22 protein-coding genes are annotated in these 23,805 nt (G+C 54.8%); 14 read left to right on the plus strand and 8 right to left on the minus strand.

The genetic code is table 11. The annotated features are described in order from the left end of the window. The first annotated feature begins 99 nt into the window (after positions 1–99). The 10 genes from ACFQ1Z_RS09385 to ACFQ1Z_RS09430 all read left to right on the plus strand — a co-directional run bounded on the left by ACFQ1Z_RS09385 (position 100) and on the right by ACFQ1Z_RS09430 (position 14,582). Positions 100–1,242 (plus strand): HPP family protein, encoded by a 1,143-nt coding sequence (locus ACFQ1Z_RS09385; protein ID WP_379057122.1) that lies wholly within the window; start codon positions 100–102, stop codon positions 1,240–1,242. Between the two features lie 376 nt (positions 1,243–1,618). Beyond that, positions 1,619–4,204, plus strand: a complete 2,586-nt coding sequence (locus tag ACFQ1Z_RS09390) for a chemotaxis protein CheW (RefSeq protein ID WP_379057123.1) — start codon at positions 1,619–1,621, stop codon at positions 4,202–4,204. After that, positions 4,204–6,366, plus strand: coding sequence for a bifunctional diguanylate cyclase/phosphodiesterase (locus ACFQ1Z_RS09395; RefSeq protein WP_379057124.1), 2,163 nt, complete (start codon positions 4,204–4,206; stop codon positions 6,364–6,366). Before ACFQ1Z_RS09390 ends, ACFQ1Z_RS09395 begins: the two co-directional genes overlap by 1 nt. Positions 6,367–7,746: 1,380 nt before the next feature. Then, the gene (locus tag ACFQ1Z_RS09400; protein WP_379057125.1) at positions 7,747–9,327 is read left to right on the plus strand and encodes a Na+/H+ antiporter; all 1,581 of its coding nucleotides are present in this window, start codon (positions 7,747–7,749) and stop codon (positions 9,325–9,327) included. Positions 9,328–9,547: 220 nt separating this feature from the next. After that, positions 9,548–9,769 carry a hypothetical protein gene (locus ACFQ1Z_RS09405; protein ID WP_379057126.1) on the plus strand — a complete coding sequence of 74 codons (222 nt, stop codon included), beginning with the start codon at positions 9,548–9,550 and terminating at the stop codon, positions 9,767–9,769. 57 nt (positions 9,770–9,826) lie between these two features. Next, positions 9,827–10,249 carry a YeeE/YedE family protein gene (locus ACFQ1Z_RS09410; protein ID WP_379057127.1) on the plus strand — a complete coding sequence of 141 codons (423 nt, stop codon included), beginning with the start codon at positions 9,827–9,829 and terminating at the stop codon, positions 10,247–10,249. Between the two features lie 25 nt (positions 10,250–10,274). Then, positions 10,275–10,694 (plus strand): DUF6691 family protein, encoded by a 420-nt coding sequence (locus ACFQ1Z_RS09415; RefSeq protein WP_379057128.1) that lies wholly within the window; start codon positions 10,275–10,277, stop codon positions 10,692–10,694. A 254-nt stretch (positions 10,695–10,948) separates the two neighbouring features. After that, the gene (locus ACFQ1Z_RS09420) at positions 10,949–11,404 is read left to right on the plus strand and encodes a (2Fe-2S)-binding protein (protein ID WP_379057129.1); all 456 of its coding nucleotides are present in this window, start codon (positions 10,949–10,951) and stop codon (positions 11,402–11,404) included. A gap of 11 nt (positions 11,405–11,415) precedes the next feature. Further along, positions 11,416–13,578: a xanthine dehydrogenase family protein molybdopterin-binding subunit gene (locus ACFQ1Z_RS09425; RefSeq protein WP_379057130.1), complete on the plus strand. Its 2,163-nt coding sequence runs from the start codon at positions 11,416–11,418 to the stop codon at positions 13,576–13,578. Between the two features lie 5 nt (positions 13,579–13,583). Beyond that, entirely contained in the window at positions 13,584–14,582 is a 999-nt protein-coding gene (locus tag ACFQ1Z_RS09430) for an XdhC family protein (protein ID WP_379057131.1), read from the plus strand. 37 nt (positions 14,583–14,619) lie between these two features. On the opposite strand, the gene ACFQ1Z_RS09435 is transcribed toward ACFQ1Z_RS09430, so the two are convergent. The 6 genes from ACFQ1Z_RS09435 to ACFQ1Z_RS09460 form a co-directional block, all read right to left on the minus strand. Then, the gene (locus tag ACFQ1Z_RS09435) at positions 14,620–15,216 is read right to left on the minus strand and encodes a nucleotidyltransferase family protein (protein ID WP_379057132.1); all 597 of its coding nucleotides are present in this window, start codon (positions 15,214–15,216) and stop codon (positions 14,620–14,622) included. Between the two features lie 86 nt (positions 15,217–15,302). Further along, entirely contained in the window at positions 15,303–16,586 is a 1,284-nt protein-coding gene (msrA, locus tag ACFQ1Z_RS09440) for a peptide-methionine (S)-S-oxide reductase MsrA (RefSeq protein ID WP_379057133.1), read from the minus strand. Then, on the minus strand, positions 16,583–17,059 hold the full coding sequence (locus ACFQ1Z_RS09445) for a DoxX family protein (RefSeq protein ID WP_379057134.1): 477 nt from the start codon (positions 17,057–17,059) through the stop codon (positions 16,583–16,585). The genes msrA and ACFQ1Z_RS09445 overlap by 4 nt, the downstream gene beginning before the upstream one ends. Continuing rightward, positions 17,010–17,294: an HvfC/BufC family peptide modification chaperone gene (locus ACFQ1Z_RS09450; protein ID WP_379057135.1), complete on the minus strand. Its 285-nt coding sequence runs from the start codon at positions 17,292–17,294 to the stop codon at positions 17,010–17,012. The genes ACFQ1Z_RS09445 and ACFQ1Z_RS09450 overlap by 50 nt, the downstream gene beginning before the upstream one ends. Then, entirely contained in the window at positions 17,267–18,049 is a 783-nt protein-coding gene (locus ACFQ1Z_RS09455) for a DUF692 domain-containing protein (RefSeq protein ID WP_379057136.1), read from the minus strand. The genes ACFQ1Z_RS09450 and ACFQ1Z_RS09455 overlap by 28 nt, the downstream gene beginning before the upstream one ends. Before the next feature lie 25 nt (positions 18,050–18,074). Continuing rightward, positions 18,075–18,311: a hypothetical protein gene (locus ACFQ1Z_RS09460; protein ID WP_379057137.1), complete on the minus strand. Its 237-nt coding sequence runs from the start codon at positions 18,309–18,311 to the stop codon at positions 18,075–18,077. Positions 18,312–18,514: 203 nt separating this feature from the next. Between ACFQ1Z_RS09460 and ACFQ1Z_RS09465 the strand changes: the two genes are divergently transcribed. Together ACFQ1Z_RS09465 and ACFQ1Z_RS09470 are read left to right on the plus strand one after the other, a co-directional pair. Further along, positions 18,515–19,057, plus strand: a complete 543-nt coding sequence (locus ACFQ1Z_RS09465; RefSeq protein ID WP_379057138.1) for a sigma-70 family RNA polymerase sigma factor — start codon at positions 18,515–18,517, stop codon at positions 19,055–19,057. Then, positions 19,054–19,695: a DUF1109 domain-containing protein gene (locus tag ACFQ1Z_RS09470; RefSeq protein WP_379057139.1), complete on the plus strand. Its 642-nt coding sequence runs from the start codon at positions 19,054–19,056 to the stop codon at positions 19,693–19,695. Before ACFQ1Z_RS09465 ends, ACFQ1Z_RS09470 begins: the two co-directional genes overlap by 4 nt. 92 nt (positions 19,696–19,787) lie before the next feature. On the opposite strand, the gene ACFQ1Z_RS09475 is transcribed toward ACFQ1Z_RS09470, so the two are convergent. Continuing rightward, complete coding sequence (locus ACFQ1Z_RS09475; RefSeq protein ID WP_379057140.1) at positions 19,788–20,816, minus strand: trypsin-like peptidase domain-containing protein; 1,029 nt, start codon at positions 20,814–20,816, stop codon at positions 19,788–19,790. Between the two features lie 303 nt (positions 20,817–21,119). Between ACFQ1Z_RS09475 and ACFQ1Z_RS09480 the strand changes: the two genes are divergently transcribed. Both ACFQ1Z_RS09480 and sbmA read left to right on the plus strand, forming a co-directional pair. Then, complete coding sequence (locus tag ACFQ1Z_RS09480) at positions 21,120–21,377, plus strand: hypothetical protein (RefSeq protein ID WP_379057141.1); 258 nt, start codon at positions 21,120–21,122, stop codon at positions 21,375–21,377. 123 nt (positions 21,378–21,500) lie between these two features. After that, positions 21,501–22,727, plus strand: a complete 1,227-nt coding sequence (gene sbmA, locus ACFQ1Z_RS09485) for a peptide antibiotic transporter SbmA (RefSeq protein ID WP_379057142.1) — start codon at positions 21,501–21,503, stop codon at positions 22,725–22,727. An 825-nt stretch (positions 22,728–23,552) separates the two neighbouring features. Here the strand turns inward: sbmA and ACFQ1Z_RS09490 are convergent. Beyond that, positions 23,553–23,805, minus strand: a 253-nt coding sequence (locus tag ACFQ1Z_RS09490) for a hypothetical protein (RefSeq protein WP_379057143.1), incomplete at its 5' end; no start/stop codon positions are given.

A 23,805-nucleotide genomic window follows, 5' to 3' on the forward strand; every position in this document is an offset into this window, starting at 1 on the left:
ACGCCGTGCAGTTTCAAGCACTGCCTTGCCAGCTAAATCAGCTGGTGTGTCGTGATACACTGCCAACTTTCATAGTGCACTCGTAGTTCGTATCAGCTCATGCCTGCTATCCCCGCGTTTTTAAAAACTTACTGGCCACGCCCGGTCACCGGTTCACTGCGTGACCATGCCCGCGCTGCACTGGGTGCCGGGCTGGGTATTTTAGCCACCGGCCTGCTGGCCCATGCTGCCTTGCCAGATGATCTGCTAGCCGCCATTTTCCTGATCGCACCTATGGGTGCCTCGGCCGTGATCCTGTTCTGCCTGCCTTCCAGCCCGCTGGCGCAGCCGTGGTCTATCCTGGCCGGCAACACTGTCGCCGCATTGTGTGGCGTTTTCTTTGCCCATCTGCTGCCGGGGGAGCTGGCTTATGCCGCCGCGCTGGCCATGCTGTCAGCCATCAGCCTGATGTTCGCCCTGCGTTGCCTGCATCCGCCCAGTGGTGCGGTGGCGCTGACGGCGGTGCTGGGCGGCGAAAGCATATTCCAGCTGGGTTATGGTTTTATCTGGTGGCCGGTGCTGGCCAATAGTGTGTTGCTGGTGTTGTCGGCCTGGCTGTACCACACGCTGACCGGCTACCGTTACCCCGCAGTGCAGATAGACAGCAAGCCCAGCTCTCCCGGGCATATGAATTACCAGTTCGGTTTCCGCCAGGAAGACTTGCAGGCGGCTTTGGGCCAGTTTCATGAAGTGCTGGATATCAGTCCGGATAGTCTGCAGGCGCTGTTGCAACAGACCGAACTGATCGCCTATCACCGCAAACTGGAAGAGATAGAGTGCCGGCATGTGATGCGGCCGGTGACTGACACCCTGCAATTTGGCGATACGCTGGAAGATGCCTGGAAAACCCTGTCGCAGCAATCCGAACCGGCCATCACTGTCATCAATAAAGCCGGCCTGGTGATAGGCCTGCTGAGCGTGGCAGACTTTATGCGGCATGCCAAACCGGAAAAATTCAACCTGGTGGCGCCTGCGCTTAAAAAGCTGATACGCTGGTCACCCACCACCCATAGCAACAAACCGGAAGTCGTCGGCCAGATCATGTCTACGCCGGTGATCACCATACTGCAAGACATGCACCTCATGCATACCATCCCGCTGATGACCAGCCATCATCTGCAACTGGTGCCTGTGGTCGACCAGCACAATAAACTGGTGGGCATACTGACGCAGACCGATATCATACGCGCGCTGTATCGCTAGGCAGCCGGTCAACTGCGCTAGCTATCATAAGCAACATGCGCCCTTTCTGTAGTGATCGCCTGCCTGTCTGCAAGCGGTTCTGCTGCCCGGGCAAACCGCTGCACCCCCACCCTGCACTAGCTGTTTTAACGCCAATTCTTCTGCACCAATACAGGGAATCACCGCCCTATCAATGTGCGTCTGACCCTGAATCCGGCGCTTATCCGGTAAATTCCAGCCTGGCTACAGCCGCAAGCAGGCCAGAAATAAGCGTTTGCAGGCCGCAAAGCAAAAGGAAACGGCCTTTTTCGCCGCTTATTCGCGGCATGACGATCACTGTTCAGGAACCGTTCTTGCTGTACAAGGCGAGGATATCCGACGTTTTTGAAAGTGTTTCATGCTCAAGCAACCCCTTACCGATGAACTTACCAGCCATTTCAGACAAGTTAATGACTTTCGCTCCCGCATCTATCAACTGCAAAACGCCTGGGATAGCCTGGCGTTAATGGCCCAGCTTTCGGGCACCGGTTCCGAAATGGAGCATACGCGCAGTGCCTTTAACACTATCTCCAATGACGTGCTGCAGCACCTTTCGCAGGAGACTTTGCGCAAAACGGCGGCGCAGTTATCTTCCAAGGCATTTGAGATCATCAACCTGCTGGTGCGCAACCTGTTTGAGCGCACCGCCGATATCGGCTTTTTTGCCACCGATGACGATGTGCGCGATTATCTGGCGCAATACATGCAGGGCGGGCTGACCGATGAACAGCACGATGCGTTGTGTTCGCGTTTTGAGGAATACCAGAAAAAATATACCGTCTACGAGAACATAGTGCTGTTTGACAGCCAGGGCCAGCTACTGCATCAACTGGACCCCAGCCAGACCATGCTCGATCATTTCCACCCTATCGTGGCGCTGGCGCAACAATCCAGCGAGCCGTATATAGAGCGTTTTTACGAAACCGAAATCAATGGCCGCACTTATAAATCACTGGTCTACGCGCATGAAGTGCGCAGCCAGGATGGCCGTAAACCCTTGGGCGTGCTGTGCCTTTGCTTTAAGTTCGTCAATGAGCTGGATACCATATTCCACAACCTGATCGCCGACAACGACTGGACAGTGGGCGTACTGCTGGACGAACAATGCAATGTGATCGCCTCCAGCGATGCCTACCAGATCCCGCTGGGGGCCAAACTGTGCACCGCCCCCGACCAGGATTGGTTTATCTGCCGCTTTGCCGGGCGCGAATATTTATGCGTCACCAAACATTCGCAGGGCTACCAGGGTTACCTGGGGCCGGGCTGGCTGGGCCAGGCCATGATCCCGCTGCAATATGCGTTTCACCACACCATGCACGACATGGTGGCACGCATAGATGGCGAGACCCTGCGCAAGGTCATGCGCAGCCCCATGATATTCTCAGACACGCTGCTCAATATCCCCAAGCAGGCGGCCAGCATACAGAGCAAGCTGAACCAGTCGGTGTGGAACGGCAATATCTGGCAAAGCAATTATGTGGATACCCAGCAAAAGAATTTCTCTAAGACCCTGTTGTGCGAGATCAGCAATACCGGCCATAAAACGCAGCAGATCATTGAACAGATGGTGTCTGAGCTGTACCAGACCGTGGTTTCGGTGATGCTGGAAAACTCCAGTTTTTGCGCACAGATGGCGGTGGATATTCTGGACCGCAACCTGTATGAGCGCGCCAATGACGTGCGCTGGTGGGCGCTTACTCACAGTTTCAGGGAGTTGCTGGGCCAGAGCCAGGTCAGCAAGGATGACCAGCGCAAGATGAGCGAGACCTTACGCTATATCAATGGCCTGTATACCGTCTATGACAACCTGATGCTGTTTGACCGCCAGGGGGCAGTGATGGCGGTGTCCAACCACAAATATGAACACCTGGTAGGCACCCAGTTGCAAGATGACTGGGTAGGCCGCACGCGCAGTTGCCTTTCGACCCAGGATTATGTGGTGTCGCCGTTTGAAAAAACACCGTTATACGGCGACCAATGCACCTATATTTACTCCGCGCCTATCCGCCATCTGGAGCTCAACAGCATAGTCGGCGGCATCGCCATTGTGTTTGACAGCAAGCCGCAGTTTCAGGCCATGCTGCAGGATGTAGTACCACGTGATGGCGATGATGCGCCGGTGGCAGGCAGCTTTACCGTGTTCGTCAATGACCAGTTCAGCGTGATCTCCAGCACCCACCCCGAGATCACCATCGGCGAGAATTTTGAGCTGATCCCGGCCATAGGCAAGTTGAAAGAAGGCGAGCAACTGTTTGATATCGCCGTTTACCACAACACCTATTACGCGGTGGGCGCGCATGCTTCTTATGGCTACCGCGAATACAAAGGCGCGCAAGACAGCTACCGCAATAAGGTGGTAGCGCTGATCTTTACCCCGTTGGGCAAGGTGGATGAGATCAATCAGCGCATCAGCGCCGAAGCGCAGGTCATACATAACAAATTCAACCCCAACCTGTTCCTGCAATACGGTAAAGATACGCAAGAGTACGCGACTTTCTATGTGGCCGACACCTGGATGGGCATAGAGACGCAGTATGTGCGCGAAGCGATAGACGAAGTGCAATTACGCACCCTGCCAGAACCGGCGCCATTTATCGCCGGCATGCATGCCTACCAGGATGAGGTGATCCCCATCATAGACCTGGCACGCATGCTGGGCCACGCCCATTACTCCACCGATTACCGCCAGATCATTGTCATAGAAGATAAATCCAGCGCGCTCAGATTCGGCGTATTTGTCTCTGCACTCGGTGAGATCCCCTACCTGACGCCAGGCCAGATCCAGCCGATGACCGCATTGTTCAGGGGTGTCAGCCATAACCCGGGTATCGCCATTGCCAACATCGCGCAGCACAGCATGCTGACCCTGGTCACCGCGCAAAGCATGTGGAACAAGGCACTCACCGTGCGCACACTCAGGCAGGAAGAACAGGTACTGGCCTGATGAACAGCCAAACCATACTCGGCATCATGCAAAACGACATCATGGAATCCTTACTCACTGCGCAACAGCAACGCCTGATGGATACCCTGCTGGACAACCTGGATGGCATGGTTTACCGCTGCCTGTATGACGACAGCTGGACCATGATCTATGTCAGCAAAGGCTGCCAGTCACTCACCGGCTACACCCCGCCTGAGCTGCTGCTGAATAAAGATATTTCCTATGAGCGCCTCACCCACCCCGATGACAGGGAAAAAGCCCGCGCCATCATAGCCCGGGCACTGGCAAAAAGTGAGCGTTTCCAGCTCGAGTACCGCATAGTGCGCGCCAATGGCGATGTGGTATGGGTGGCCGAACGCGGCAGCGGCGTGTTCGATGACGATGGCCAGCCAGTAGCGCTGGAAGGCATCATCCAGGACATCAGCGACCGCAAACGCATAGAGCAGGCATTATTCAGCACCGAGCAAAAATACCGCTCCATGTTTGATAACTCCAACCTGGGCATGTTCCAGACCACAGAGTCCGGCACCTACCTGAATGCCAACCAGGCCCTGGCCGATCTATACGGCTATGCCTCTGCCGGCGAACTGATCAGCGACCTCAACAATATCAGCACCCAGCTCTATGTCGCCGAAAGCCGGCGTGGCGATTTCACGGCCGCCATCAGCGCCTACGGCCGGGTGCAGAACTTTGAATCCGAAGTCTACCGCCACAACGGCGACATCATCTGGATATCCGAGAATGCGCATGCGGTCTATGACACTCTGGGCAATATCCTGTATTACGAAGGCACGGTAGAAGACATCACCAGCCGCCGTAATCATGAGCAGCAGATCCACCAGCTGGCCGTCACCGACAAGCTGACAGGCCTGCTCAACCGCCATGCCTTCAGCGGCAAACTGGCCAGCCTGATCGCCGAAGCCGACAAGATGCAGCGCAAGATCGCCATCGCGTTTATAGACCTGGACCATTTCAAGCTGATCAACGACACCCTGGGCCATAGAGCCGGCGATAAAATGCTGGAGAATGTGGCACAACGCCTGATACAGAGCACCCGCCCTACCGACGCCATCGTGCGCTTTGGCGGTGATGAATTCGTCATGCTCTACCCCGGCCTGCGCGCGGGCGAAGACGCAGAACCGCTGCTGGAACGCGTGATGGAAGCCATCTCGCTGCCGATAGAGATAGGCGACTATGTGTTCAACATGACCTGCAGCGTGGGCGTGAGTATCTACCCTGACCATGCCCAAGAGATAGACGCCCTGCTCAGCTGCGCGGACTCGGCCCTCTACAGCGCCAAAAACGCCGGCAAGAATAAAGTACAGATGTTCAGCGGCACGCTGGCGCAGCAACTGGGCGAACGCAACGAGATCGAATATGGCCTGGGCCACGCCCTGCAACGGCAGGAGCTGATGCTGTACTACCAGCCGCAGATCAATATGCAGCATGGCAACATCAACGCACTCGAAGCGCTGATACGCTGGCAGCACCCCGAAAAAGGCCTGATCCCGCCAGACGAATTCATCCCGGTGGCAGAAGAAACCGGGCATATTTTCGCCATCGGCGAATGGGTGCTGCAAACCGCCTGCCAGAAAATCAAATCCATGCAGACCGAATGGGGCTACCTGGTGCCTATCGCGGTCAATGTGTCGCCTATCCAGTTCTTGCGCGGCAACCTGGTCGAAACCGTGCAACGGGTACTGCGCCAGGAGCGCGTGCCCCCACACCTACTGACACTGGAAGTCACCGAAAACGCCAGATTCAAAGACGAAGCCATGTTCACGCGCACGCTGGAACAGCTGAAACGGCTGGGCGTATGCATCGCCATTGATGACTTCGGCATAGGCTACTCCAACATGGCCTACCTGAAAAACTACCCTATCGATGAACTCAAGATAGACAAAGCCTTTGTGCAAGACCTGGAACAAAGCGTGACCAACGGCAATATCCTGCTCGCGCTGATCAACCTTGGTAAAAGCCTGCATAAATCGGTGACCGCAGAAGGCATAGAAACGGAATACCAGCATCGATTCCTGCTACATAGCGGCTGCGATGTAGGGCAAGGTTATTATTACAGCCGACCGTTGTCGGAACAGGCGTTGGCTGAGTTTATGCGGGAGCAACAGCCTAAGTTTGATCATATGCAGAGAGTGGCCAGGTAAGACTGGCCATTATTGTGTTATTTGTGTGGTAGGTTGCGTCGGGCAGCGCATGCTGGGTGGCATCTGGGTACTTTGTTGCAACTGCTTGAAGTGCTAATCGGTATTTCTTTTGTAAGTTCTGCGCTCTGTTTTAGCGTTTTATTTCGCCTCTCGGCGAGTACTTTTCTTTGGATAGTTTAGTGCTCTGTTGCGGCATTTCATTTCGCCTCTAGGCGAGTTACTTTTCTTTGCTTGCCCAAAGAAAACGTAACCAAAAGAAATGCACCCTAGCATCCGCTTGTTTCCTGCGTTGCTCAACTTAGGACTTTCGTCCGTTGCTTTGCCGGACTTAGGCATAAGCGGTCGCGAAACTCGCCCTAGCGGCCTGCACAGGACGCAGGCCACCGCGGAGCTCAGACAGTCGCTCCCTTCCTCCTTATTTTGATTCCGCTACTCGGCGCGTCAGATAGGGGCCCGAAGTCAACGCCACCACGATGACACAATGGTTAACATCCATGGGCAATGGGCGCTTAGCAATTGCTTTTCTCATGGTTGAGCGGGCCCCGCTGTAAAGAAATTCACTGAAATAACCGCGTAGTGTCTTTCAGGGTCCCCTATCTGACGCGCCGAGTAGCGCAGTCAGCGTGGGAGGGGTCGGCCAGCGTCTGTTCGAGTTCCGCAACAAGCCACGTTCTGTGTGGCTTGTCAGGGCGAGTTTCGTTGGACGCCCACGTTGACGAGCAACGCAGGAAACAAGCGGATGCTAGGGTGCCCTTTCTTTTGGTGCCTTTTCTTTGGGCACGCAAAGAAAAGGCACTCGCCGAGGGGCGAAATAAAAGGCTGAAACAGTGCGCAGAACCATCCAAAGAACTACCAATTACAGCCAGCTTAGCAACTGTGTATTTGCTTGTGATTTGTTTTATTCGCTGGTCGAGCGGGATACGATGTGAGAACGACCCACCTAAATTACCGCGTAGTGTCTTTCCGGGTCCCCTATCTGACGCGCCGAGTAGCGCAGTCAGCGTGGGAGGGGTCGGCCAGCGTCTGTTCGAGTTCCGCGGTGGCTTGCGCTTTGTGCAAGCCGCTAGGGCGAGTTTCGTTGGACGCCCACGCTGACGAGCAACGCAGGGAACAAGCGGATGCTAGGGTGCCCTTTCTTTTGGTGCCTTTTCTTTGGGCACGCAAAGAAAAGACACTCGCCTACAGGCGAAATAAAATGGTGAAACAGAGCACAAAAGGAGCACTGAACCACCCAAAGAAATACCTAAACTACAACTTCCAGCCGACGCAACATACAACGCAGCTATTGCCGATTAAACAGCAAACTAAAACCCCACCATTAAAGAGTAATATCTATACTCTGCAGCTGTGACCACAGCTTTTCAATATTGAAAAATCATTATGAGCAACGAATTCTATTTCAACCTGATCCTGTTGTTTCTGGTCGCTATCATCGGCCTCGAACTGGCGGCCAAAAAACTGCGCTTACCACCTGCGGTGGCACAACTGGTAGGCGGTGCGGCGATCGCTTTTCTGCCTGGCCTGCCTGCATTCGAGATAGACCCCGCGCTGGTACTGGTGGTGTTTTTACCGCCATTGCTCATGGATGGTGCCTATTTCACCGTCTGGCATGAGTTCCGCCGCCACCTGTCCGGCATCTTGTTGCTGGCGATAGGCGCAGTGCTGTTCACCACCCTGGTGGTCGGCCTGGCTTTGCATGCATGGAACCCTGACTTGCCATGGGCGGTGTGTTTTGCGCTGGGAGCTATCGTTTCGCCACCGGATGCGATCGCGGCCAAGGCGGTGTTGCAGCGGGTGGCGTTGCCGCGCAAATTGCTGGTGTTGCTTGAGGGCGAAAGCCTGCTCAATGACGCTACCGGACTGGTGTTGTACAAGTTCTCGATAGCGGTGGTGCTGACCGGCGTGTTTTCCATGCAATCGGCAGTGGGCGAGTTCGTGCTGCTCAGTGTGGGTGGCGTGTTGCTGGGGGCGGCGTTTGCCTATCTGGTTTATAAAGTGCTGGCTTATCTGGAAGATACAGCGCTGGTGATACTGGCCTCGGCATTGCCTGGCTGGCTCTGTTATGTGGTGGGCGAGCACCTGGGTGTTTCCGGCGTGATCGCTACCGTGACCTACGGCATGATACTGGGCTGGTTTCAGCACGAGATCATGACAGCTACCGCGCGCAGGCGTGGCAGTGCCTTCTGGGAGATCATGATCTTTATCCTTGAATCGCTGGTGTTTATCCTGATCGGTTTATCGCTGCGCGGTGTGTGGGAGAGGATAGAGCATGCCGAAAAATCATGGGGCGCTTACAGTATGGAGGTGCTGCTGGTGCTGGTGGCGGTCATCGTTTCGCGCTTTATCTGGATATTTGCGGTAGACGCCATCGCCAGGCTGTTCAGGCAGACGCAGAAAACGCAGTTACAGACCAACTGGCGTGAATCGTTTGTAAAAAGCTGGGCCGGCATGCGCGGGGTGGTGACGCTGGCGGCGGCACTGGCGGTGCCGGCGCAGGTGCCGGGGCGCGACCTGATGCTGCTATGCGCGTTTGCCGTGATCCTGGTGACCGTGCTGGTGCAGGGTACCAGCATAGGCTGGCTGATACGCGTACTCAATATCAGGCATGCTGCGCCTGAGCAGGTCTATCTCAACGAGCCGCAAATCTGGGCCAGGCTGGAAGCGGTGCAGTTCGAGGTGGTCAAGCAGCTGGCGCATGACGAAGCGGGGGCAGTGATACACCCGCGCTTGCTGGAACAGTATGGCTACCGTGCCGATCTATCCCACAGCCTGAAAGACGCGCATGCGCTGCCTGCCGATATACGCAAAGCGCATTTTGATGTGGTGCTGGCAGCAGTGGCCGCCGGGCGTGAGGAATTGCTGCGCTTGCACCGCTCCGGCCAGATCCATGACGAGCTGCTGCATACCATGGAACGCGACCTGGATATCCAGGAGATCGCCGCTTTGCACACGCGTGGCTAAGGCATGCGCTGAATCCACATTTTTTGTGGATAACTTTTGGGATGGCCTGTGGGTGGATTGTGTAAGTCATTGATTTTGTATGGTAATTCAGGGGTGATTAAAATAAGGGCGTTATTTAAAACATGCGATTAGACGTGACAAAAACAATTTTTTGTGTGTTGTCTGCAAGCAGAAGCCGGCGTAGGATAGAGTGACCATAAGCAATGTTGGGGGAAAGATGATGAAAAAGATTTTTTATATCGACTATCCACAAGAGCATTTCGAGGGGCATGCGCATCGCTACCGTTGTGCGTTCTGCAAGCAGGAGACCACCAAGATCAATGGTCGTCTCGAAGGGCATCTGCCCAGTTGCGAATATCGCATCGCACTGGAAAAAGTGGGGTTTGAATGCAACCAGAACGTGCCGCGCTCCAACCTGGATACCACAGACGAAGAGGATTGATCCCTCACACACGCAGGCCGGCAAACATCAATCTGTCTTCATCTGAAAGCATAGGCTATGACCCACTTCACTCCCTGGCAATCGCTGATCGGTGGCTTGCTGATCGGTTTTTCTACCCTGTTGTTGATACGCTGGCTCGGTAAAGTGGCTGGCATCAGCGGTATCGTCGGGCAGTTGTGGGCTGGCACTGCCACCGATAAAGCATGGCGGCTGGCGTTCGTCATCGGCCTGTTGCTCTCGCCATTTATTTATCAATTATTCGCAGTCTTGCCGGCAATACAGATCGAAGCAGGCTTGCCGGTACTGGTGCTGGCAGGGTTGTTAGTCGGCTTTGGCACGCGCCTGGGTTCCGGTTGTACCAGTGGCCACGGTGTGTGCGGCTTGTCGCGGTTGTCACTGCGTTCACTGGTGGCCACGCTCACTTTTATGCTGGTGGCCATGGCGGTGGTCTGGGTCATGCGTCATTTACTCAACAATTAAAAAAACCCTGGTTAAGGAAGCGCACATGGTGAACTTGATTGCATTGCTGGCGGGACTGATCTTTGGCCTAGGCCTGATCATAGGCGGCATGACCAACCCGGCCAAAGTACTGGCGTTTCTGGATATTGCCGGTGACTGGGATCCGTCACTGGCTTTTGTCATGCTAGGCGCGATCGCCGTCGGCTGGTTTGCCTTTCGTGAGGCCAGGCAACGCACCTGGAGCGTGCTGGGTTTATCTATCGATTTGCCAGAAACAACCCGCATAGACCGGCCACTGATCATAGGTGCGGTGCTGTTTGGCACAGGCTGGGGCCTGGCCGGGTTTTGCCCGGGCCCGGCAGTCGTTTCGCTACTGGTCGGCGGTAGTGCGGTGTGGATATTCGTCGCCAGCATGCTGGCCGGCATGGCATTATTTACCCTGGCTGAACGGCGGGGCTGGCTTTAATCTGCGTCTGGATTTTAGCCGCAGCTGTACTGGATTTTATGGCTGTGGCAGATGAAAACTGGCGCAATAAAACGACCAGCATTGCGCTATCACTACCCGCTGCAGGATTAAATTTTCCGTTTTTTTCGGCATAATCTGTTCATACATACAACTATGTATGTTAGGATATTTTCATAAAGATAAAGCCCCGTCAGCAGGGTTTTGCACACCGACATAAGGACTGCAATCACGTCCGCACCAAGGAACCCTTACCGATGAAACTCAATATCAATGGCAAAGAAACAGAATTAAACGTCAGCGATGATATGCCCATTTTATGGGCGATCCGCGATATCGCCGGCCTGACCGGCACTAAATTCGGCTGTGGCATGGCCATGTGCGGTGCCTGTACAGTGCACCTCGATGGCCAGGCCATACGCTCCTGTGTGACGCCGGTGAGTGCCGCTGTCGGCAAGAAGATCACCACCATAGAAGCCATGCAGGACGACAAAGTCGGCCAGGCAGTGCAGGCCGCCTGGCAGCAGATCGATGTGGTGCAATGCGGTTACTGCCAGTCTGGCCAGATCATGTCGGCCACCTCATTGCTCAGGCAAAACCCCAAGCCCAGTGACGCCGATATCGATGCGGCCATGAGTGGCAATATCTGCCGTTGCGGGACTTATCAGCGCATACGGGTCGCCATACACCAAGCTGCCGAAAAACTGGCTTAAGGAGAGAAACGATGAACGATATGATCAATTTCTCGCGCCGCAGTTTTATCAAGAGCACTGCCCTGGTGGCAGGTGGCCTGGTCGTGGCATTCAGCATTCCGCAGGCCAAGCGTTTTATGGGCGTGGCCAATGCCGCTGAAGCATTGACTTTGCCGCCACCGAATGCGTTTTTGCGTATAGGGGCGGATGACAGTATCACCGTGATGCTGGCGCATAGTGAAATGGGCCAAGGCATCTGGACCACGCTGCCCATGCTGATCGCCGACGAGCTGGATGCCGACTGGAGCAAGATCAAGGTCGAGCATGCGCCAGCCGCGCCTTCGTATGTTCACACTGCTTATGGCATACAGATCACCGGTGGTTCTTCTACCACCTGGTCCGAGTTTGAGCGCTATCGCCAGGCCGGTGCACTGACGCGGGCTTTGTTGCTGCAGGCCGCCGCCAAGCAATGGAAAGTACCGGTCGCCGGCTTGCGCACCGAAAACGGTTATGTGATCAATGGCACGCAAAAACTCAGTTACGGGCAACTGGTAGATACCGCCAGCACGCTGGAAACGCCGAAAAATGTCACGCTGAAAACGCCTGACCAATGGAAGTTTATCGGCAAGCCGACCAAACGCCTGGACAGCGCCGACAAGATCAACGGCACGGCCAAATTTGGCCAGGATGTACAGTTTGATGGCCTGAAGATCGCCATGGTGGCGCGGGCACCGGTGTTTGGCACCACACTCAAGTCTTATGATGACAGTGCCGCACGCAAGATCCCCGGTGTGATCAAAGTGGTCAAAGTGCCTACCGGCGCTGCCGTGATCGCCGAAAATTACTGGGCCGCCAAACAGGGGCGTGAAGCACTGAAACTGGTGTGGGACGAAGCCGGCCATGACAGGCCGGATACCGCGCAATTACTCAAGCAATACCAGGCTTTGAGCCAGAAACCCGGCGTGCAGGCGGCCAAGGCCGGCGATATTGCCAGTGTCGGCAAACAGGCCAAACAAACGCTGATTGCAGAGTATGTGCTGCCATTTCTTTCGCATGCGCCTATGGAACCGCTCAATTGTGCGGTCAAGATCACCGGCGACGGTTGCGAGATCTGGACCGGCACGCAGATGCAGACCACAGACCAGGCGGCTGCGGCCAAGATCCTGGGCCTGAAGCCGGAACAGGTCAAGATACATACCCAGTTTCTCGGTGGTGGTTTTGGCCGCAGGGCCAACCCGCGTGCAGACTTTGTCTCCGAGGCGGTAGAAGTAGCCAAAGCCGCCGGCTTGCCGGTGAAAACCGTGTGGAGCCGCGAGGATGATGTCAAAGGCGGTTTTTACCGGCCCATGTTTGTACACCGCGCCAGTATCACGCTCGATGCAAAGGGCAAACCGCTGGCCTGGCAACACACGCTGGTCGGCCAGTCTATTATCAAAGGCACGCCGTTTGAGGGGGTCATGATCAAGGATGGTATCGATGCGACCTCGGTAGAGGGTGTGGCCGATTCGCCATATGTGAAAGGCACTGCCAATCACCAGGTGCATCTGCATTCGGTGCAGAGTGATATCCCGGTGTTGTGGTGGCGTTCGGTCGGCCATAGCCATTCCGGCTTTGTCATGGAAAGCCTGATAGACGAACTGGCACATGCCGCCAAACAGGAGCCGCTGGCTTACCGGCGCCAGTTACTGAAAGATCACCCACGCCACCTGGCGGCACTCAACCTGGCGGCGGATAAAGCCAGCTGGGGCAAGCCTTTGCCAGCCGGTGTGTTCCGCGGTATCGCCGTGCATGAGTCTTTTGGCAGTTATGTGGCGCAAGTCGCCGAAGTCTCGGTCAAAGAAGGCGAAGTCAAAGTCCACCGCGTAGTGGTCGCCATTGATTGCGGCCTGGCGGTGAACCCGGATGGCGTGCAGGCGCAAATGGAATCTTCAGTGGCCTATGCACTGGGTGCGGCGCTGAGCAGCGAGATCAGCTTTAAAGACGGCCAGGTAGTGCAGTCTAACTTTCATGATTACCAGGTGCTGCGCATGAAAGATATGCCTAAAGTAGAAGTGCATATCGTAAAAAGCACTGAAAAAATGGGTGGTGTAGGCGAGCCTGGTGTACCTCCGCTGGCGCCGGCGGTGGCGAACGCCGTGTTTGCCGCCACCGGCAAACGCATACGCCGCCTGCCTATCGGCGACCAGCTGGCGTAACCCTGATGCAATCTTCTGATCAGGAAGTGTTGCAGCGCGCCAGTGACTGGTTGCAGCAAGGCTATGCAGCGCATTTGTTCACCGTGATCCAGACCTGGGGCTCCGCGCCGCGGCTGCCGGGTGCTATCCTGGTGGTGCGCGAGGATGGCCACCTGGTGGGCTCTGTATCTGGCGGCTGTATAGAAGATGACTTGGCCGATAAAGCCAGGCATCAGGCCTTGCCTGAGCAGGCGGCCATCATGGAATATGGAGTCAATCAGGCCGAGGCGCAGCGCTTCGGTATACCCTGTGGCGGCCAGATCAAGATCTTTTGCGAGCCGCTCAGTCATGCGGCACAATTGGTGCCCATGCTGCAAAGCCTGGCGCAACGTCGACTGCTGAAACGCTCGGTCAATCTGCAAAGCGGTGAAGTCCAGCATCAGTATGTATTGCCGGAAGGCCAGCCTTACCTGGAAGACGACTGGTTTCACAGCTATTTCGGCCCGCAGTGGCGCTTGCTCATCATAGGGGCCAACCAGTTGGGCTCCATATTGGCCGCCATGGCGCAGGCGCTGGACTTTCATGTCATGATCTGTGACCCGCGCGAAGAAATGCGCGCCGAATGGCATGTAGAAGGTGCCGACTGGTTGCCTGGCATGCCGGATGATGTGGTGCTGGAGATAAGGCCTGACCTGCATACCGCCATCGTCGCCGTCACCCATGACCCCAAGCTGGATGATATGGCCCTGCTCGAAGCCCTTAAATCGCAAGCGTTCTATATAGGCGCGTTGGGCGCGGCCAAAAACCAGGAAAAGCGCAAGCAACGCCTGCGCAGTTTTGATTTAAGCGAGCAGGAAGTGAACCGCCTGCACGGCCCGGTCGGCCTGCGCATAGGCAGCCGCACCCCGGCTGAAATCGCCGTATCTATATTAGCCGAGTTGATTCAGCAACGTGCGCAAGTACAACAGGCAGGTCTAGCTCAAACCGTATCATCTCAAACAGGCAAGACCCGCAACGTCGCCTGAACTGAGACCGGAACGTGAGTCAGCTAAGCTCTAGTCTCTAGTCTAAATCTGCCAGAGTATCGATATCACGCACTATGCCTTGGTCATCGCAGTGCAGCAAAAACACTTCATGCTGATGCGTGCGTAATACTTCGCGGGCGCCCTGGTCGCCACGCACGGCCAGCAATGCCTGCGCAAAACGGCTGGCAAAGCCTACCGGGTGACCGCGTTGCCCGTTTACCGCAGGTTGCACGATAGCCGCTGACCGTAATTGATGCGCGACTTTGCCTATCGTGGCGGGTTGGATATATGGCATATCTGCCAGCGCGATGACAAAGCCGGTCGCGTCTGCAAAAGCCGATTGGGCAGCCTGCACTCCCAGCTTCAGGCTATCAGCCATCTCCGTCGCATCTGCTGCGCATTTGCTGACAACAAAACCCTGCGCTCTCAGTGCAGCCTGCAATGCAGTATTCTCCTCGCGCACCACCGCCACCGCATGGGGTAAAGCGGTTATCAGCGCCTGAGCGGCAGTCTCTGCGACAGAGGAGCCGTCAGCTAAGGGATGCAGCAATTTATCCTGCTGACCAAAGCGGCGCGAAAAGCCTGCCGCCAGCAAAATACCCACCACTAGCGATGGCTGCGTGTTCACTGTCACAAATATCCTTGCAAGTTCTGAGGCTCTATTATGAAGCTAGTTATAAGATTGATGACGATTTGATCACCCTTAGACGCACTCTAGCTTTAAATAGTTTTATCCTTCTTATCCGGTACAAACTTTAAAACAGCGCTATTGATGCAATAGCGCTTGCCGGTCGGCGGCGGGCCGTCATCAAACACATGGCCCAGATGTATGCCAGAACTGGCGCTCAGCACTTCTGTGCGGCGGGCACCATGGCTGGTGTCTTCTTTCAACACCAGTGCGCCAGGCAACGGGTCAAAGAAACTAGGCCAGCCGGTGCCGCTGTTGAATTTTTTGTCACTGCGGAACAGGCGCTCGCCAGACACCGGGTCTACATAATAACCCGCAGCGTGGTTATCCAGGTTGGAGCCGGTAAAAGGCATCTCCGTGCCTTTCTCGAATGCGATCTTGCGTTGTTCCGCACTCAGCGTCTGCACCCCCAGCCAGCGCCAGAAACGCTGCTTGTTACCATCATAGCCAGTGTAACGCGCGGCCTCTTTGCCGTTTTCAAACAGCACTATGGTAGGTGTCGCCCATAAATCTTCTTTCAGTGCCCAGCCAACAGGGGCTTTAGTCGCGTAAGTTTTGGCGATGCTGACATCGGATTTCCACTGGCTCATGATGTCTTTTTCAAACGCTTTGCAAAAATTGCATACCTCAGACTCAAACACCACCAGTTGCTGTGTCGCCAGTTTCTTGCCATCCAGCGCTGCAGCAGCCACGGGTGCCGCCACGGTATTACCGGGAAAAGCCACGCCAGTGCCGCCTAGCCCGCAATAGCCATTCGGGTTTTTCTTCAGGTATTGCTGGTGGTAAGTTTCAGCCGGGTAAAACGCTTTCAGCGGCGTGATCTCGGTGGTGATCTTGCCTAAACCGGCTTTGCTTAATGCCTGCTGGTAAATATCCCTGGTCTGTAGTGCGGCTTTTTGCTGGCTGGCCGAGTTGTAAAAGATCGCGCTGCGGTAATTGGAGCCTATATCATTGCCCTGACGGTTGCCCTGGGTAGGGTCGTGATTCTGCCAGAACGCCGCCAGCACTTTATCCAGCGTGGTCACCTGGCTATCGTAAGTGACTTTGAGCGCCTCGGCATGGGTAGCCGGCTTGTTGGAATGACCTTCTTTAGACACGGATTCATAAGTGGGTGATGTGCTGCTGCCACCCGCATAGCCTACTTCGGTCCTGATCACACCGGGGATCTCGCTCATACGCTTTTCAGCGCCCCAGAAGCAGCCCATGCCTAACACCAGCGTATCCGCTGCCGCAACAGTAGCTGCGCTGGCCGGCAGCGAAAAAGATAAAAACAGGCACAACAGCAAGGTGCTTTTTAACATGTGTATCAGCTTCATGGTGATGACTCCTGCACGCTATAGCGTCCGCTACCTTGCGTCAAAATGGTGAATAACATCAGCGCCAGCATCAGTGGTACTTTAAATCCCAGGCCAGCATCGGTGTCTATCTGGTTCCAGCCAGCCCAGCCTAAATCAAAATGTACGGTGTAGATGGCGACAAAGGTGATAAATAGCAAACCCAGCGCTGCCAAGCGGCTATAAAAACCGATTAAGATCGCCAATCCAAACACGATCTCACCGGTGCCTGCCATCACCCAATTCAGGTCAGCGGGCAGCAAAGCCAGTGGGCCGGGAAATGACAGGCCGCTAAACCACTCCGGCGCATGTATGCCGCCACTGAGTTTGGTATAGCCGGCCAGCAAAAACTCCTGCCCTGCCCACAGCCTGAGGGCCAGCAAGCCCAAGTCACTCAGATATGGGTCACGTATGCCCGCTATCAGTTTCGCGTGCCAGGAATGTAAGGAATTCATGTTTCAGGTCTCCATAATAATGTGATGTCCAGGCAGACTGGCGTACGAATGCCTGTATCAATGCTTTCCATGCTTCTTCACCCATTTGCTCACGGATGGCCGGAAAATGGGCTTCAACCATCTGGCTGGCCCCCAGGTATACTAGGTGCCGGTAAGCGCGCATGCCGGATTCGGTATAACCGGGTGGGATGACCTCAGTCACGCCTCTTATATAGAGATAGAAGTCTTCAGGCATGATAGTTGTTGATTAATGGTGGTCATTGAGGGGATGTCGTTATCCCATTCCAGCAGAATGGGGATGTCATATTGCTGGTGCAGTGCCAGCGCGGCTTCGCGCGTTGCCGTCTCCACGCCCTGGCTGTGGGTGTCGATATACAGCCCGAAGCGTTCATCAAACTCGTGTCCGGCCACATGTATATAGGTCACGCGCTGCATCTCCACCTGCTCTAAAAACTGCTGCAAACCGGCGAGCTGGTGGTTCTTGTGATTGACCGCGATATTGTTGATATCGAGCAGGATATGACAATCTGCCCGCTCCACCACCCGCATCAAAAACTCCGCCTCGCTCATATCGCCGACATTGGTATAGTAAGTCGTATTTTCTACTGCAATCCTGGTGCCCAGTACATCCTGCACCTGTCTGATGCGGTCGCTGATACGGATCACCTCAGCCTCAGTGAACGGCACCGGGAAAAGATCATACAACTGGTGTGCGTCGCCACTGGCGGCCAGGTGGTCAGAATAATACTCAGCCTGCAGGTCATGCATCAGTTCACGCACATCTTTCAGAAACGCATGCTGGATAGGTGCGCTACCCCCCAGGTTGAGTGAAACACCATGCAGCCGGACCGGGCGGCCTGCGTCTATAAGCTGGTAAAGCGGCGTCCTGTCCCTGCGTATCCAGTTTTCAGGCGCGACCTCAAAGAAATCGGCCTCTATCGCCGCAATCTGCCAGTCTTTCATTTCTGCGCGGTAACCCAGTCCTGCCATGGCTATATCCTTAGTCCTGAATCACTTATTTTTTAGAGCAAGTCGCTTCTTTTTTACTGCAAGAAGATTCTTTTTTGGAGCAGGAGGCTTCTTTTTGCTCACCGGCAGCGTCTTTTTTAGAACATGCTGCATCTTTTTTCTCGGCAGCGCTCTCTTTTTTGCTGCAGGTGCCGGCGCTACATTTCTTTTCTGGCGGGCTACCGGCAAAAGCACTGGTGGCGATGATGGTAGTGGCGAGTGCAGCTAACTGTTTGATATTCATTTTAAAAACTCCTGTCAGGGTTGAGATGCATCGTGCGGTTGGTGATGCCAAGTGCGTTTACTGATGCCAGCTACACAATGTTCTCTTGCTAATACGTGGCGCTGCGCATTATGGTTACACTGGCGCATAAAAATATTTTTTTGCAGGCTGGTGTAACTTTTATGTCTTCATAAGCGAATAGACCTATATAAGCGAATAGCACAATGATGAGTGAAGAAGAACTGCGTGAGTTGATGTTGCGTGCATTGGATGGCAATGCCCAGGCCTATCAACAGCTGTTACAGCGCGCCAGTTCGCTGGTGCGGGCCTATTTAAGGCGGCGCCTGAGCAGCGCACCTGATGAAATAGAAGACCTGGTGCAGGAGACGCTGCTGGCCATACATACCAAGCGGCATACCTACCGCAGGCAAGAGCCATTCACGCCGTGGCTATATGCGATCGCGCGCTACAAAATGATAGATTGCCTGCGCCGGCGTGCGCAGCATGAAGCCTTGAATGACCCGTTTGATGACGAAGTCGAATGGCTGGCCGCAGATGATACTGATGCCGGTGCTTCTAATAAAGATCTGGCGGTGATGCTGGCCGCACTGCCCGACAATCATCGCTTGGCGATACAGCATACCAAGCTGCAGGGTTTATCGGTGGCTGAAGCGGCAGCCATCACCGGCATGTCTATCTCTGCCATCAAAGTGAGCGTGCACCGCGGCATGAAAGCGCTGGCCAATATGTGGAAGGAACAAGCATGAAAACCAATGAGCTGATCAAAATGCTGGCGACGGGGGTAGAACCGGTCACCCGGCATGCCAACGAAAAAGCCCTGAGCCAGGCCTTGCTGGTGGGGGCATGCATCTCGCTGCTATTGCTGGTCACGATTTATGGCATACGGCCAGATTTAAGTAGCGTGAGCACAAGCTTTGCGTTCTGGATGAAGCTGGGAGTGTCGCTGAGCAGCGCGCTGCTGGCGCTGGTGATCGTCATCACACTTTCCCGGCCGGGCAAGTCTGCGCCAGCGGCTTACTGGCTGTTGCCATTGCCGGTCGTGGCCTTATGGCTATGGGCGATTGCCAGCTGGCTGGGCACAGATGCGAGCCAGCATGCGGATATGGTGTGGGGCAAGACCTGGCGCGTGTGCATCATGAATATCACCTTGCTGGCAGTGCCGGTCGCTGCGCTGACGCTGCTGGCGTTACGCAACCTGGCACCTACCCGGCCGGCATTGACCGGCGCGCTAGCCGGCTGGCTGGCGGGTAGCAGCGGCGCCAGCATCTATGCCTTGCATTGCCCGGAAATGGCGGCGCCATTCCTCGCCATCTGGTATGTGCTGGGAATGCTGGTGCCTACGGCGATCATGGCTTATGTCGGGCACCGTAGTTTGAGGTGGTAAGCTCAGCAGCATGACTTGCCTAAGCACTTTTCAGCGTTGTCATACTGGCCTCCGCCGATATGACGGATATGCTGTTAGAGTTTTGCTTGCAATTAATTGCTCTGCTTGAGCTTGCTGATCTGCTGTGCGATCAGATCGCCCTGCGTTTTATCCAGTGCCGACACCGCGGGTTGCAGTGATTCCAGCGCGCCCAGGTTGTTCTGCACCAGCGCGATACGTGACAACGCCAGCATGGCATCCAGGTCGCGCGGGTTGATGCTATAAGCGCGTTTAAAATCCTTTTCCGCCTGTGGCAGCTGCAGCAGGCCTTCTTCCGCCAGGCCTAAAAAATACCAGGCATCTGCCGACTCCGGCTCCTTGCTGGTCCACTGCTCGGCTATGGTTTTCAGAGTGGCCCATTCCTCATTCTGGTAGGGGATCACCACCTGCATGAAAAAGGGCCGCTCGGTCATGGGCAAGGCCCAGAACGGCACTTCCTCGGTTTTCAGCGAAACCGTTTCCGGGCTTTCCATCAACTCCTTGATCCACTCCACCGGCAAGCTGTAGAAAAACGCGTGATGGCCAGGGCTTTTAAAAGTGGTCAGGCCTATCAGGTTAAAGTCCTGGTCAAACAGGGCACCGCCGCTAGAACCCATGGCAAAGGTGGCGCTGGAACGGACGATACGGCCGCCGTCATAAGCGTATATGCCTTTGATGGTGCCATAAGAAGGCTGTGGCACCGGCGACCCGGCCGGAAAACTCAGCGTAAACACTTCTTCTTCGTAGCGCAGGGTCTTGCTTTCGCGCATGGGCACCGGTTTGAACGGCAGCGGTGTGAATTTAAGCAGGCACAGGTCACGTCGCCAATTGGCCTTGAGCCCGGTCGGCTGGTAACCATCGCGGAATTTGGCGATATTGGCACCGTTGCTATTGGCGATCACATGGCAATTGGTGGCGACATATTCCGGGCTGACCACCACCCCCGAACCGCGCCCGTTGGAACCACCAGGCAGGTCGGTGGTGACCATCACGATAGAGTGCCCCAGTTCCAGGGTATCGACCATATCTGGCTGAGCCTGCGCCAACTGGGGGGTCAGAGTTAAACAAAAAAACGCCATCATTGCTTTAATGCGTGATTCCATGCGTATCCCCAGCTGTGGTTGAGTGCTGCCGATTGAAGTAAGCGTTATGACCAGCAAACGACAGAAACGTTTTCAGCATGCCACAGATAGTGTCAGGTAGGTTAAGCTACCTGACACTCACACGCTTATTTCACCACCTTGTAAGGAAATTCTGACAGGCAAATAGGCGATATCCTTCTTAATCCTACAGCTGGGCACCTCTACCATTGCACATTGAATAAACAAGTAGAATGGTTAACGATGCACAACACAAAATCCTATATGGTTCCAAAATTGATTTTTGCCAACGTACTGGCCGTTATTATGATGACGTTTGAACAGCACGCCCCGGCAGAAATGCAGCAAAAACCGCAAAAAGTGGTCGACGGACAAGCCCGCCAACCTGAGCCTGTGGTGCAGGTTGCTGCCAGCAAAGAGACCAATGAGGAAGTAGTGGTTGAGCGCGCCGTGGCCAAAAAACGCATGCACAACACCCAGCATAAAGCGAGAGTACCGCACACACAATTTATCAGCGGCAGATCAGCGCCTATCGATTGCTGCTTCCGCGGTTATAAGAGCTAGTGACCAACCCAGAGTCACGCACCAAACAATATTGATCCTCCAAAAGCCTCCTAGCGAGGCTTTTTTCTTGCAGGTCTTTGCGCTAGGCAATACACTGGCAAAAAACATCCTAAAGAAAAATCCATGTTCAAATCCTTTTTCCCTGACTCGCGCTGGTTCTGGCCTTCTGTCATTCTCTGGTCTGTGATCTGCTGCGGTGTGTGGTTCGAGTTTTCGTCCGTCATAGGTGCTCTGGTCGGCCTGGACATGAATGTTAAAGAGCCGGTGATCGGGCTGGGGCACTTTGTCACCGACACTTTCAAATTGTTTTATGTGTATTACGCAGTCAGCGTCGCGATTTTCGCTTTAATCTGGTTCACGCTGAAACCCAGCCGCTGGCAATGGTGGTCCATCGTCGGCTCGGCTTTTATCCTGTTTTCAACCTATTATTCGGTGCAAGTGTCAGTCGCGATCAATAACTGGCGCCGGCCTTTTTTTGATGCGGTACAGGCAGCGCTGGGGCCAAACTCCAAAGTGACCACCGCCGAGCTGTACACGCTGATGCTACAGTTTGCAGAAATCGCCTTCGTCGCTATCTTCATCTATGTCATCACCCGTTTCTTTGTCAGCCACTATATTTTCCGCTGGCGCACGGCGATGAACGACTTTTACACCAGCCAGTGGCCGCAAGTACGCCGCATTGAAGGTGCCTCGCAACGGGTGCAGGAAGACACCATGCGCTTTGCCACCATCATGGAAGGCCTGGGCGTATCCATGGTAGAAGCCATCATGACACTGGTGGCTTTCTTGCCGGTATTGTGGAGCCTGTCGGCTTATGTCAGCGAACTGCCGGTGTTTGGTGCAGTGCCTGCACCGCTGTTCACCGCCGCCATCGCCTGGTCAGTGTTCGGCACATTGCTGCTGGCAGCGGTGGGGGTCAAGTTGCCTGGCCTGGAATTCAGGAATCAACGCGTAGAAGCGGCGTACCGCAAAGAGCTGGTCTATGGCGAGGACAACGCAGAACGGGCGCAACCTGCAACATTGAAATCACTGTTTCAGGACGTGCGTAGCAACTACTTCCGCCTGTATTTCCACTATATGTATTTCAATGTGGCGCGCAGCTTGTATCTGCAGGCAGATAATATTTTCGCTTACCTGATCCTGGTGCCTACCATTGCGGCAGGCAAAATCACCTTTGGTATCCTGCAGCAGATACTGACCGCGTTCTCGCAAGTGAGCAACTCGTTCCAGTATCTGGTGAATTCATGGACAACTATTGTTGAATTGTTGTCGGTGTATAAGCGGTTGACGGCGTTTGAGGCGGCGATCAAGCATGAGGAATTGCCGGAGATAGAGCATAGTAATGCTTAATTTATAAAGGCGGCATTGTGCTTGCTGGAGGGTTTAGTAGGTATTTCTTTGGATAGTTCTTCGCTCTGATTCAGCGTTTTATTTCGCCTCTAGGCGAGTTACTTTTCTTTGCTTGCCCAAAGAAAACGTAACCAAAAGAAATGCAGCCTAGCATCCGCTTTTTCCCTGCGTTGCTCGTCAACGTGGGCGTCCAACGAAACTCGCCCTGACAAGCCACACAACCCGTGGCTTGTTGCGGAACTCGAACAGACGCTGGCCGAAAACTCCCACGCTGACTGCGCTACTCGGCGCGTCAGATAGGGGCCCAAAGTCAACACCACCACGATGAGCTATTAGTGAATCGCCATGTGCAGTGGGCCGCTTAGTAACTAAGTATTTGTTTTCTGTTTTTGATTTGTTTATTCGCTGGTCGAGCGGGATACCGCATAAAGAGTCCCGCCTCACTAACCGCGTAGTGTCTTTCCGGGTCCCCTATCTGACGCGCCGAGTAGCGCAGGCAAAATAAGAAACAAGGGAGCGACTGTCTGAGTTCCGCGGTGGCCTGCGTAGTGTGCAGGCCGCTAGGGCGAGTTTCGCGACCGCTTATTTTGACGAGCAACGCAGGAAATAAGCGGATGCTAGGGTGCCCTTTCCTTTGGTTACTTATCCTTTGGGCAAGCAAAGGAAAGTAACTCGCCGAGGGGCGAAATAAAATGCTAAAACAGAACACAGAACCATCAGCACCGACCCCCCAAAAGAATTACCAATTACAACGTCACAGCAATTACTTCATTCCAACCAAGCCGCTCCCTACTCCCTAAGCCCCTAGCCTCTATCGCCTGCTCCTCACATATCCCACCTTAAATGCACCTGCGCCGTCACACTCTCCAAATCACTCTGCTCTATCGCCTTCTGATAACTCATGCTACCCGCCAGGCTCAGGCCATACTTGAACGTCATCCGGCTAGCCAACCCCACTTGCAGGCTGGTGTTAGCAAAGTCTGCCTCTACCCTGCTCTGCGCTGCCGGGGTGCTGAAACGCACGCGCTGTTCGCCGCCACTGCGGTGCCAGACGTTGAATAAGGCTTCTGTCACCCAT

The organism is Methylophilus luteus (genome assembly GCF_042676265.1).
GTDB lineage: Bacteria > Pseudomonadota > Gammaproteobacteria > Burkholderiales > Methylophilaceae > Methylophilus > Methylophilus luteus.